The following is a 12,318-nucleotide window of genomic DNA, read 5'->3' on the forward strand; positions in this document are numbered from 1 at the left end:
AATCTAGATTGGTCAATGATTTGGCTAATTTGGGGAATTTTCAGGATTCTGAAGATCTTCTAAATCTTGGGGGAGGGGTGGATGAGCCAAACCCCCGGCACTGGCAGAAATTGGGTTTGGCTGCTTCGTTCCCGACCTGACCAGGTTATCCAACCCACCATGCGGGGAGGCCCATCCAATTCCATTTTAGCTTGTTAGAATGTAAGACATGACAGCACTGGCACTAGCCCGTTCGTGGCGCCCTAAAACGTTCTCGCAATTAGTAGGACAAGACCATGTGGTTAAGGCCTTAACCCATGCCTTAGACCAAGGCCGCTTGCATCATGCATGGCTCTTTACGGGTACCCGTGGGGTAGGTAAGACCACCATTGCTCGCATTATGGCCAAGGCACTCAATTGCACTGGAACTGATGGTTCGGGCAAGATGACTTCAGAGCCCTGTGGAAAATGCCCAGCTTGTATGGAAATTGATGCTGGTCGCTTTGTTGACTATATCGAGATGGATGCAGCAAGCAATCGTGGTGTTGATGACATTGCCGCACTCCTAGAAAAAGCAGCATACGCACCCAGTAATGGTCGCTACAAGGTATACATGATTGACGAGGTGCACATGCTCACCAATCATGCCTTTAATGCCATGCTCAAAACCTTAGAAGAACCTCCAGAGCACGTTAAATTTATTTTGGCGACTACTGATCCACAAAAGATCCCGGTCACTATTCTGTCTCGCTGCTTGCAGTTTAATCTCAAGCAAATGCCAGTACCGCTCATCGTTGAGCATTTAGAAACGGTGCTCGCTGCAGAAAAAGTCGAATATGAAGTCAATGCCTTAAGAGTGTTGGCTAAGGCAGCTCAAGGCTCCATGCGCGATGCTTTGTCATTAACAGATCAAGCGATTGCATACGCTGCTGGCAAGGTTACTGAAGAATCTGTACGTGGCATGCTCGGCACATTAGACGATGCTTATCTCATTCGCATTTTGGATTGCTTAATTGCAAAAGATGGCGCAAGCCTGTTGGCAGTAGCAAATGAAATGGGTGAGCGCAGCATGTCTTTCTCATTAGCACTCCAAGATCTATCCAGCTTGTTGCAAAAAATTGCAGCAGCGCAAGTTGTCCCAGAGTCTGTATTAGATGATTGGCCAGAAGCAGGCGAGATTCGTCGTTTGGCTACCCAGCTCACCAAGGAAGAAGCGCAACTCTTCTACCAAATCACCATTACTAGCCGTCCTGACCTATCACTTGCACCAGACGAACAAACTGGCTTTGCGATGACGCTATTACGCATGTTGGCATTTCGTCCAGGCAGCGGTGGAGGAGGTTCTGCTCCAGCACCCTCAAATCCATCAGCGCCACCAGTAAACACAGCACGTCCAGCCGCCGCCCCGGCTGCTAGAGCGCCTACGCCTGTAGCTAAAACAGCTGTACCTGCTGCTAGCAAATCTGTCGCCTCCGCTTTAGCGCCTGCGGCAACGCCAGTTGGCAATGCAACAGAACGTCCTGATTGGCATGGCTTGATGCGTCAATTGCCAGTAAAAGGTTTAGTGCAGCAGTTAGCTTTTCAGACTGAGTTGCAAGATTGGAATGATTCGGCAGCGGGAGTACGCGCAACCATTGTTACTCCAATGCCGCAGTTGGCTTCTGAAGCCTCTGTTGCGCGCTTAGCTGATGCACTAACTGCGCACTTTGGTAAGCCAGTGAAGATTGTGATTGAAAAAGGTGAAGTAGAGGGCAAGACAGTTGCCAAGGTTGATGCGCAGATTCATCAAGAGAAAAGAATGAATGCCGAGCAGATGATTGCAGCTGATCCCTTTATTCAGCAATTAGAAAAAGAGTTTGGCGCTAAGGTAGTTGGTGGCTCTGTTAAACCACTCTAATGCACCTCTTTAATTTAAATTCAGCTATTTAGAAATAATCAACATAAGCACTAAGGAATAAGGCGATGATGAAAGGTGGACTTGCTGGCCTCATGAAACAGGCTCAGCAGATGCAAGAGAAAATGAAAACTGCGCAGGCCGAATTGGCTGCGTTAGAAGTCACTGGCCAAGCCGCCGGTGGTTTAGTGAAGGTAACCATCTCTGGTAAATACGAGCTCAAGCGTGTACAAATTGATCCAGGTGCAATGGATGATCGCGAGATGCTCGAAGATTTGATCGTTACTGCTTATACAGAAGCATTTAAGCAAGTAGAAGCTGCTAGCGCGCAAATGATGTCTGGTGCAACTGCGGGCATGCCAATGCCCCCTGGCTTTAAGCTACCTTTCTAACTTCATTGATTTAATTTATTCATGGCACGCATAGAAGCACCTGTTGATGCACTTGGTCGTTTGATCGAGGCATTGCGTGTGCTTCCAGGAGTAGGGCCTAAGTCTGCTCAGCGCATGGCCTTTTATCTTTTGCAGCATGATCGTAATGGTGCCGCAGTACTAGCTCAATCATTGGGCGAAGCAGTAGAGACGGTTGGCCACTGCGCACGTTGCAATACATTCTCAGAAACCCAAATCTGTAGCACCTGCTCTGATGAGCGCCGTGATCCTTCTTTGTTATGTATTGTAGAAACACCTGCTGATCAAGTCATGGTGGAACAGACTTTAAGCTTCAAAGGCAATTACTTTGTACTTATGGGTCGCCTCTCACCGCTCGATGGTATGGGCCCTAATGAAATTCATTTTGATCGCTTACTTACTCGGATTGAAAATCCCGATACCGGCGTGCCGATTCGGGAAGTAGTGCTAGCAACTAACTTCACGAGTGAAGGTGAGGCCACTGCCCACTACATTGGTGAGGTCCTCAAAGCTAAAGGTATTAAGGTCACCCGAATTGCACGCGGCATTCCAGTGGGCGGTGAGCTTGAGTATGTTGATGCGGGAACCTTGGCCAGAGCCTTAATGGATCGCCGCTAACATGCTGGTTTCTATCGAGTTGTCAGAGTCATTAATTGATGATGCGAATTCTGCCTCGGGTATTACAAAAAGAACCATCTCTGAGCAGATTGAGTACTGGGCCCGTCTAGGCAAGGCATGTGAAGACAATCCTGATCTACAAGTTGATATGATCCAGGATATTTTGGCAAGTAGAGCAGAGATGAGTCTCAATAAGTTAAGCCAATTTCGTTTTGGCTAGCCTGTCTAAATATCCCTTGAGTACCCAGTAAGTTGTTTTCAGAGCATAGTGCCGTCCCCTGTGCATCAAGCCCCAATCGGCAATCTGTCATCCCATTGCCATAAAGACTAGGTAAATTGCTCCTTTTTGGGGATAATTTGGTCTGCACCACCCTTGGGCTTCAATCTCAAGCTGTGTTTGCCAAGTTTTCCCTGTCGGCACCTTGCTATTGCATTGCACTGGCATCCCAATTAGAAATTGTGAATGACCCGCAAGTTTTATCTACTCCTCCTGTTGAGCATTATTTGCACTTTCCTCGGAGCAACTGCATTTGCGCAGAAGGCAGGCTCGGGCTCGGACCAAATTGCAACTTTTGCAGCACCTATTCAGGATTTTCCAACAGAGGGCGAGCTCTTTGGATTGCCAGTAAACGTGCATGGTCAAACGACTTATATTAACCAGCGTTACAACAATTTCACATCCAGCTATTCTGGTTCGAATAGTTTGAATGCTCAGAAGTCAATGAGCTATACCTGGTCAGGCACTTTATTCTTTGGTGCTCGCGTGGCACCCAATACGGATATCTATTTCAATCCTGAAGTGATCTCTGGTGTACCTTTCTCTGGTCTTGAAGGTTTAGGTGGCTTTACCAATGGTGAGGGTAGTAAGGCTACTGGAGCTCAAGCTAAATTTTATTCTGCACGTGCTTTTGTACGTCAGACATTTAACCAAGAGGGCGACAAAGTTGTCCTTGAGAATGAAGCTAATCAAATTACACAAACCGTTAGTAGCAATCGTGTCGTTGTCACTGCCGGACAGTTTTCTACTTTAGATATTTTTGACGATAGTCGTTACGCTAAAGATCCGCGCATTCAGTTTATGAACTGGGGCAACATGACCTACTTGGCGTATGACTACGCTGCTGATGCGCGCGGCTACAGTACTGGCCTGGCGGGTGAGTGGTATTTGGAAAATTGGGTTCTGCGAGCCTCTCGTATGCTTGCACCCAAAAATCCTAATGGCCGCGATCTCAATTGGCAAATCTTTAATACTTATGGTGACCAAGTTGAGGTTGAGCGGCAACACAATATTGCTGATCTTCCTGGTAAGGTTAGCGTACTTGCTTATCGCAACAGAATGATTCTGGCGCGCTTTTCTGATGCAACCAATTATGTGGTCGCTAACAATGCACAAGGTACGCAAGCGATTAATAATGTCCGCACTAATTACCAATATAAAACTGGTGTCGGTATTCATGGCGAGCAGGCATTGACAAAAGATTTAGGTATCTATGGCCGTGCATTTACATCCGATGGCCATACTGAAACGATGTCTTTCACTGAGGCTGATAACTCAATCTCAGTTGGCATGGGTATGAATGGCACAAGCTGGAAGCGTCCGAGTGACACCATTGGTATTTCTATGATGCAAAACGGCCTCTCAAGTTTTAGAAGAGGGTATTTGCAAGCTGGTGGCGTCTCTTACTTTATTGGCGACTATGCTGGTGCGGGTCAGACAATTTCCTATCGCCCAGAAAGAATTGGCGAGGTCTACTACAACGCGATGGTGATTAAGAATGTGCTTGCTGGTTTGAACTTTCAGCACATCAACAATCCTGCATATAACGCTGCCCGCGGCCCTGTAAACATCGTATCTTTCAGGATTCACGCTGAGTTTTAAGCGTTTTGTCGTTCCAGCTTTTAATTATTTCGTTAGAATCAATAAGTTAGCTATTCCCAATTATTAGACTTTTGGCTTTTGTCACCTATAATCATTAAAAGCCCCCTGAAATGGGTATTTTCAGGATCTAAATCTGCTTCAGGGGCTATAAAAACAGCATTTATATTGATTTAGAGGTAGCCGCATTTGTTGATTTACGGCATACGTAAGAGAGACGTAGCAAATTTATTCAAAAGCATTGCACCATACGCAATGGCAACTTTTGCGATTTTTGCTTTTGCACAAGTTGCTGCTCAGAGCGCTCCTGCGAGTGTCACTGTGCAATCGGGTGACTCCTCTTTATCAGCGCCGCCATCGATTGGTTCGCAACTCAGTAACCAAGAACAAAGTGCGAAAGCAGCCGAGTTATTTGCACCGGTTACCAAAGCGAATACGCCCAAGATTTATACCAAGCCCGTTTCATCCGGGCCAACAGAGATGGATTTACGGCAATTGTGGGGGGAGTTAAAGCTCAATAACCCACAACTGTCTTCCTTGCGCGAGTCCTACTTATCTGCAAAAGCAACAGTACCGCAGATTGCTGCACCAGCTAATCCACAGGTTGGATTGGTATGGTCAGGTATGCCCGTGAATTCACCATTTGCCTTGGGCGGTGCAAATGCACCATCACCAAATAATCCAGGTGGCGGTGGCATTAGTAGTAATAACTCAATTTCTGTAGCGCAACCATTTCAGTTTCCTGGAAAAAAGAGTTTGGCTGCAGATATTGCAGACACCAATGCTGAAGCTCTTTTGGCAAGCTCTGAATCTACTTATTTGCAATTGGGTGCACAGCTCTCAACCCTTTACTACAACGCGCTAGCGGCTCAGAAGCAACTCCAGGTTCTAAAAGAATCTGTCATGCGCTTGGAGATGGTAAAGAATGTTGCTAAAGCACGTTACGCCAATAATGCTGCGGCGTATGTTGAGTATTTGAATGCGCAAGTAGCACAAAGTGCGGCCGAAGCCGATCAGTTCAATGTCGAGCGTCAATTGCAAGTTGCACTAAATAACATCAATACCTTGGTTGGTCGTCATTCCCGTGAAAAGCTAGTGCTCCGTGGCGATGTACGACGCGCCATGAATGGTGTGCCAACATTAGTCGAGCTAGAGGACTATGCAGAATCTAGTCATCCTGCTCTAAAGAGTTCAGCCTTGCAACTCGATGCTGCACGTAAAGGTGTTGCTCTTGCCAAGAAAGCATATCTCCCAGACTTTCAGGTGATTGGTTCCTCTTATACTCCGCGTGGACCATTTTCTGCTAACAACGGCGCGATGTTTTATCAGTTCGAATTAGATCTCATTATTCCGCTGTATTTCTTTACTAAGGAAAAGTATGGGGTAGAGCAGGCGCAACGTAATCAAGCAGCTGCTGAGGCCGGTAATATTTCTAATCGCCAGCAAATTGTATTGGCTGTAAATACGGCATATGCCACTTATGAGCAGGCCAAAACCCAAACTCAGTTTTTAAAAGATCGCCAAGTGCCACAAGCCGATGCTGCCTATAAGGTCGGCCTGACCCAGTACTCTAATAATGGCCAGGGCTTTAATGATCTATTGACTGCGCAAACTCAATTGCGTAACTTAGAGATTGCATTGGCGCAAGCAGAGAGTAATCTATTGCAAGCGCAAGCAGTATTAATGGTTTCTGCAGGCAAAGAGCCTTTTTAAGGAGCAGTTTTGGTTGATAAATTGATTGCGTTTCTAAAGGGTTTAACTGAAAAAGTAAAACCGCATTTGCATAAAGGTGTGCACCATGGCACACATCATGCAAAAGTTGCCGCTACTGGTTTGGTGGGTTTGTATTGGAATCTCTCCCCAACAAATCGTTATCGCGTTCGCTTAGCCGCTTTTGCCTTTGCAATTCTGTCTCTGGGCATTGTGCTGGGTCGCGTTACTAACGTAAATCGCGCTGTCAAAATTGAAAGCTCTGGTAAGGGGTTAAAGGTTGAAGCCACTGGTGTATTAGAGCTGCAGCTTCCAGGTGTAAAACTCAATCCTGAGATTTATGTATTTCAGACTGCAGAAAAAGTTCAGGTGCCAGTGAATATTAAAGTGCCCGGACGTCTTGCATTTAATGCTGAAAAATCAAAAGTGCTATCAGCACGCGCCCCGGGTAGGGTTGAACGTATTTATGCTTTTGATGGTGCACAAGTGGACATTGGTTCACCAGTTGTAGAGCTTTATAGTCCAGAATTTATTTCCGCCCAACAAGAGTATTTACTTTCCTCTAAAACTGCTAAGGTTTTAGAGAGTAGTAAAACTATGAGTGATTTGCTGGGGGATGCTCGTATTACTCAGCAGGCTGCTGCTAACCGCATGAGAAATCTAGGTGCGGGAGATGGGGATATCAAGAGCATTGAAACTACCGGCAAGACAACAGCTAATTTGGTGATGCGCTCACCACTGAAGGGCGTTGTAGTGAAGCGCAATGTTGAACCTGGTGCCGCAGTGAACTCTGGTGATGTGATTGCTACCTTGGCTGACCCTAAGCAGTTATGGTTCTTGGGTAATGTGTTTGAGCAAGACTTTAGGATGATTAAGCAGGGGCAAAAAATGATTTTGCGCCTTGAAGCGTATCCTGAAAAAGAGTTCATTGCTTATGCCAATTACATTGCTCCAGCTATTGATCCACAAACGAGAGCTTTATTGATTCGTGCTGATGTAGAAAATATTGATGATTTACTGCGACCGGACATGTATGCCTCTGGTCTGCTGACTACGGGCACTGCGGATGCCGTAGTTGTTCCACAATCAGCCATTGTCCGTATTCGTGAGAATCGATTTGCCATCATTAAAGTGGGCGAAGAGACTTTCCGTCGTGTGCCCGTTAAAGGATATGACCTGAATAGCAAGGCCTTTGCGATTACCGAGGGCGTTGAACCTGGATGGAAGGTTTTGGCAGAAGGCGCTGTTTTGTTGAACGACCGCTTCGCCAAGCAGGAGGACTAAGTGAGCGTCTTCACCTCCTTCATTCGAGGGGTAATCGAGAAGCGGGTACTGGTTATCTTCGCCTCCATCGTATTACTTGGATTGGGCATGCTCAGTTTGAGCAAATTGCCAATTCAGCCATATCCTGGTGTTGCGCCGCTAACCATTCAAGCTATTTCACAATGGCCTGGAAGAAGTACTACTGAGGTTGAGCAGCAAGTCACTATTCCGGTTGAGAACGCATTAGCGGGTATTCCAGGCCTGCAAGCTTTTCGCTCGGTATCTCTATTTGGCTTATCTGTAGTCACACTCAAGTTTAATGACACTACAGATCCATTCAAGGCGCGCCAAACATTCTTAGCAAACTTAGCTAACGTGAGTTTTCCGCCGGGTGTGACTTCAAGTATTAGCCCTGACTCAGACGCGACCGGCGAGATCATGCGTTATGAAGTCCGTTCTGAATATGCGACTTCAACACTATTAAAGACGCTGCAGAACTATGAGATCTATAAAGAGCTCAAGCAAACGCCAGGTGTAGCCGACGTTTCTTCATTTGGTGGCAAGGTACGGCAATATCAGGTGATCGTCAGTCCTGAAAGCCTTCAGGCTAAAGGCGTTTCTGTTAATCAATTGATCTTAGCGCTCACAAATGCCAATAGCAATGCTGGGGGTGGTCTACTGCCTAGCGGTGAGCAACAGTTTGTAGTGCGTGGCGTAGGCTTACTAAAAAATATCGCAGATATTAAGGAAGTAGTCATCACCATCAACAATGGCGTGCCGATCCGTATTGGTGATGTAGCTAAAGTAGAGATTGGTAACGCACCACGTTTGGGTATGTTCCAGTTCAACAACAATCCTGACTCTGTTGAAGGGATCGTTTATTTGCGTCGCGGCGAGAATGCTACTGAAGTATTGGCGCGAGTTCGTAATACTGTTGACAACATCAATAAGCATGTATTACCACCAGGCATTGAAGTAAAGCCGTTCTACGATCGTCAGGTTCTTTTAGACATCACAATTGGTACTGTTAAGCATACCTTGTTCTTTGGTATCTCTTTGGTTTTGGCAGTCTTATTCTTCTTCTTGGGCAATATTCGCGCAGCTGCCGTAGTTGCTGCAGTTATTCCGTTGGCTTTGTGTGTGTCATTTATCCAAATGCATTTATGGAGTGTTCCAGCCAACTTGATTTCTTTGGGTGCGATTGACTTTGGAGTGATCGTCGACTCCGCGGTGATTCTGACGGAGAACGTCATGCGTCACTTAGAAGAGGGTGGTAAGCGCCTAAACCAAAGCATCATTATGGCAACCAGTGAAGTGCAGCGCGCCATGATTTATTCGACCGGCATCATCATCGTGGCTTACTCCCCATTGTTCTTCATGGGCGGTGTGGAAGGCATCATCTTTAAGCCAATGGCCTTCACCATGGGCTTTGCTTTGATTGCGGCCATGGTCTTGAGTCTAACTTTCTTGCCAGCAATGATCTCATTGGTATTCGGTGAGAATCTGCATCACAAGCCACCATCATTTATCACCAAAATTCTCGAAAGCTACAAGCCTTTGCTCAGAAGATGGATGGATCGTCCATTGACAGTATTTTCAGTAGCGGTGTTTGTGCTTGGATTAACCCTATTAAGCATGACTCGCCTAGGCACGGCATTCTTGCCGACTCTAGAAGAAAATAATATTTGGCTACGCGTTACCTTGCCAAATACAGTCGATCTGGATTATTCAGTGAAGGTTGCTAATCAATTACGTGAAACCTTTATGAGGCAACCTGAGATTGATAAGGTTGCCGCGCAAATTGGTCGTCCTGATGACGGCACTGATTCTACTGGTGTGTTTAACCAAGAATACGGACTCTATTTAAAGAGCCCTGATAAGATGCCTGCCGGATCTTCCAAGAAAGATCTGATTACTCATTTAGAAAACGAGCTCAATAAGATTCCAGGCATTACTTATAGCTTCTCGCAATACATCCAAGATAACGTCAATGAGGCCTTATCGGGTGTTAAAGGTGAGAACTCAGTCAAGATTTATGGCACAGATCTAGAAGTCCTAGATCAAAAAGCACATGAAGTGATTGATCAGCTGAAAAAGGTGCGTGGCGTTGCTGATGAGGGCATCTTAAAAGAGCTTGGTCAGCCAACTCTCAATATCCAGATTGATCGTGAGCGTGCAGCTCGTTACAACATTAACGTGAATGATATTCAGACTGTGGTTGCTAATGCGATCGGTGGTGCAGCAGTCACCAATTTACTTGAAGATGAAAAGACCTTTGGTATTGCGATTCGTTTAAATGAAGGCAGCCGTAATGATGTGGCAGATATTGGTCATTTATTGGTTGACTCTCCCGATGGCATCAAGATACCGCTCTCAATGGTCGCTACGGTTAAATTAACTGATGGGCCATTCTTTATCTATCGTGAAGCAGGTAAGCGCTATATTGCAATTAAATTTAGCGTGCGTAATCGTGACTTAGGTAGCGCTGTTGAAGATGCGCAGTATTTGGTTGAGCAAAACATTACCTTGCCGCCAAACTATTCCATTAGCTGGGATGGCCAATTCAATCAAATGAAGCAGGCACAAAAGAAGCTCATGTTGATTGTGCCTTTAGCCTTACTTGGCATCTTCTTATTGCTTGTGAGCGCCTTTGGTAACTTCCGTGACGCCTTTATTGTGATGATCAATGTGCCATTTGCAGCCATTGGCGGTGTACTTGCTTTGCATCTTGCCGGTGAAACATTGAGCATCTCAGCATTTTTTGGATTCTTGTCGCTCTTTGGGATTGCAATTCAGGATGGTGTGATCTTGATCTCCTTTATTAATAAAACGGCTGCAACAGAGCATGGCCAGATGAAGGACATCATGGTGGAGGGCGCCTCTTTGCGTGTACGTCCGGTTCTGATGACTGCAGCACTCTCAGGTTTAGGTCTTTTGCCAGCCGCTTTGTCGCACTCGATTGGTTCTGAGGCACAGCGTCCGCTCGCCTTGGTGATTGTTGGTGGCATGGTGACAACTACTATCTTGACGCTTTTGGTCTTACCAGTGATTTATGGCTGGTTCAGAGGACGCGCATTAACACCAGCAAGTAATATTTAAGTTAAGAAAGTAATGAATAGTCATGAGTGAACGTCAACCCCATATCTTGGTTTCTAACGATGATGGCTACCTCGCTCCTGGCTTGCTTGCCCTGGTGAACGCTGTCCGTCCATTGGGCCGTATTACAGTCATTGCACCTGAGCAAAATCATAGCGGAGCATCCAACTCTTTAACCTTATCTAGACCGCTTTCGATTCATCGAGTTGCTGGTGGCGAGCGAGATGGTTTCTTTTTCATTAATGGCACGCCCACAGATTGTGTGCACGTGGCGATGACCGGCTTTCTAGATGAAAAGCCCGACCTAGTGATCTCCGGCATTAATCAGGGCGAGAACATGGGCGAAGATGTACTGTATTCCGGTACGGTTGCAGCAGCTATTGAAGGAGTGATGTTTGGTGTTCCAGGCATTGCTTTCTCACAAATTGATCGTGGCTGGAATCGGATTGAGGATGCTGCTAAAGCGGCACATGATGTCGTTGCGCAAATGTTGATTTCAGCGCTTGCTAGAACAGAAGGTACTGCGACATTGCTGAACGTCAATATCCCAAATCGTCCTTACGCAGATTTATATCGCTGGCGTGTAACACGCCTAGGGAATCGCCATCATTCGCAGCCAGTAGTAGTGCAGGATAGCCCGCGTGGCGACAAGATCTATTGGATTGGCGCAGCAGGACACGTAAAAGATAATTCAGAAGGCACAGATTTTCATGCAATTGATGAAGGTTGCATTTCCATTACTCCAATGCAATTGGATTTGAGTCATCACGCACGCTTAGCAGCGATGCGATCTCATGGTTGGGATCGCGGTTGAAGGCTCCCACCGAAAGATTTGCCGCCTATCGTCAAGCGCTAGCAGCCAAAGTGCATGCTGGCGGTGTGAAGCACGGCAAAACCCTAGAAGCCATTGCAACTGTTCCACGCCATGCATTTATTGATGCAGGTTTGCATGCACAAGCTTATGAAGATACAGCCCTTCCTATTGGTCAAGAGCAAACGATTTCTAAGCCATCAGTGGTAGCTCGCATGATTGAGTTATTGCATAAGCCTAGGCATCCACTTGGTAAAGTGCTCGAGATTGGTACAGGTTGCGGTTACCAAGCAGCTGTACTCAGTCTGCTAGCAGATGAGGTGTATTCAATAGAGCGTATTCGTCCGCTGCATGATATGGCTAGGGCTAAGCTGCGTCCATTTCGGATTAATAATCTGCGCTTGATCTACGGCGATGGTATTTTGGGTTTGCCACAGGCCGCGCCTTTTGATGGCATTATCCTGGCGGCTGCTGGTTTGGGCATCCCTGATGCTTTATTAGATCAATTGGCTATCGGAGGTCGTTTAGTTGCTCCAGTCGCTAAAAATGAAAAAGAGCAGCAGCTCATTATGGTTGAAAGAATGAGCTCCCAGCGCTACCAAAGAACTGTCCTGGACGAGGTCTTTTTTGTACCCTTACAATCAGGGGTAATATGAAATCT

9 protein-coding genes, 1 other RNA gene and 1 pseudogene are annotated in these 12,318 nt (G+C 46.3%); 10 read left to right on the forward strand and 1 reads right to left on the reverse strand.

Annotated features, from left to right (window positions below):
* Positions 1 to 77: 77 nt before the first annotated feature.
* An RNA gene (gene ffs / locus ICN13_RS02865) (signal recognition particle sRNA small type) lies at positions 78 to 176 on the reverse strand.
* Positions 177 to 208: 32 nt separating this feature from the next.
* Here ffs and dnaX point away from each other — a divergent pair.
* From dnaX to ICN13_RS02915, 10 genes and pseudogenes are all read left to right on the forward strand, one after another.
* The gene (gene dnaX / locus ICN13_RS02870) at positions 209 to 1,876 is read left to right on the forward strand and encodes a DNA polymerase III subunit gamma/tau (protein WP_216138877.1); all 1,668 of its coding nucleotides are present in this window, start codon (positions 209 to 211) and stop codon (positions 1,874 to 1,876) included.
* A gap of 65 nt (positions 1,877 to 1,941) precedes the next feature.
* Positions 1,942 to 2,265 (forward strand): YbaB/EbfC family nucleoid-associated protein, encoded by a 324-nt coding sequence (locus ICN13_RS02875; RefSeq protein ID WP_072582156.1) that lies wholly within the window; start codon positions 1,942 to 1,944, stop codon positions 2,263 to 2,265.
* 21 nt (positions 2,266 to 2,286) lie between these two features.
* The gene (recR, locus tag ICN13_RS02880; RefSeq protein WP_216138878.1) at positions 2,287 to 2,901 is read left to right on the forward strand and encodes a recombination mediator RecR; all 615 of its coding nucleotides are present in this window, start codon (positions 2,287 to 2,289) and stop codon (positions 2,899 to 2,901) included.
* Position 2,902: 1 nt separating this feature from the next.
* Positions 2,903 to 3,121 (forward strand): ParD-like family protein, encoded by a 219-nt coding sequence (locus tag ICN13_RS02885; RefSeq protein WP_216138879.1) that lies wholly within the window; start codon positions 2,903 to 2,905, stop codon positions 3,119 to 3,121.
* A gap of 243 nt (positions 3,122 to 3,364) precedes the next feature.
* Positions 3,365 to 4,780: a carbohydrate porin gene (locus tag ICN13_RS02890; RefSeq protein ID WP_216138880.1), complete on the forward strand. Its 1,416-nt coding sequence runs from the start codon at positions 3,365 to 3,367 to the stop codon at positions 4,778 to 4,780.
* Between the two features lie 252 nt (positions 4,781 to 5,032).
* Positions 5,033 to 6,490 (forward strand): TolC family protein, encoded by a 1,458-nt coding sequence (locus tag ICN13_RS02895; RefSeq protein ID WP_216138881.1) that lies wholly within the window; start codon positions 5,033 to 5,035, stop codon positions 6,488 to 6,490.
* Positions 6,491 to 6,499: 9 nt separating this feature from the next.
* Entirely contained in the window at positions 6,500 to 7,771 is a 1,272-nt protein-coding gene (locus tag ICN13_RS02900) for an efflux RND transporter periplasmic adaptor subunit (protein WP_255534007.1), read from the forward strand.
* A complete protein-coding gene (locus ICN13_RS02905) occupies positions 7,772 to 10,849 on the forward strand; it encodes a CusA/CzcA family heavy metal efflux RND transporter (RefSeq protein ID WP_216138882.1) in 3,078 nt (1,025 codons plus the stop codon).
* A gap of 22 nt (positions 10,850 to 10,871) precedes the next feature.
* Positions 10,872 to 11,660, forward strand: coding sequence for a 5'/3'-nucleotidase SurE (gene surE / locus ICN13_RS02910; protein WP_216138883.1), 789 nt, complete (start codon positions 10,872 to 10,874; stop codon positions 11,658 to 11,660).
* A gap of 29 nt (positions 11,661 to 11,689) precedes the next feature.
* Positions 11,690 to 12,313, forward strand: a pseudogene (locus tag ICN13_RS02915) (protein-L-isoaspartate(D-aspartate) O-methyltransferase); the annotation flags it as partial.
* Positions 12,314 to 12,318: the final 5 nt, after the last annotated feature.

Origin of the sequence: Polynucleobacter sp. MWH-Berg-3C6, from assembly GCF_018881855.1 — a bacterium.
GTDB lineage: Bacteria > Pseudomonadota > Gammaproteobacteria > Burkholderiales > Burkholderiaceae > Polynucleobacter.

What these genes read in the sequence shown, in the direction of transcription:
- recR (WP_216138878.1), top strand. Translation starts at nt 2,287, where the DNA reads ATGGCACGCATAGAAGCACCTGTTGATGCACTTGGTCGTTTGATCGAG.
- ICN13_RS02890 (WP_216138880.1), top strand. Translation starts at nt 3,365, where the DNA reads ATGACCCGCAAGTTTTATCTACTCCTCCTGTTGAGCATTATTTGCACT.
- dnaX (WP_216138877.1), top strand. Translation starts at nt 209, where the DNA reads ATGACAGCACTGGCACTAGCCCGTTCGTGGCGCCCTAAAACGTTCTCG.
- ICN13_RS02885 (WP_216138879.1), top strand. Translation starts at nt 2,903, where the DNA reads ATGCTGGTTTCTATCGAGTTGTCAGAGTCATTAATTGATGATGCGAAT.
- surE (WP_216138883.1), top strand. Translation starts at nt 10,872, where the DNA reads ATGAGTGAACGTCAACCCCATATCTTGGTTTCTAACGATGATGGCTAC.
- ICN13_RS02875 (WP_072582156.1), top strand. Translation starts at nt 1,942, where the DNA reads ATGATGAAAGGTGGACTTGCTGGCCTCATGAAACAGGCTCAGCAGATG.
- ICN13_RS02895 (WP_216138881.1), top strand. Translation starts at nt 5,033, where the DNA reads ATGGCAACTTTTGCGATTTTTGCTTTTGCACAAGTTGCTGCTCAGAGC.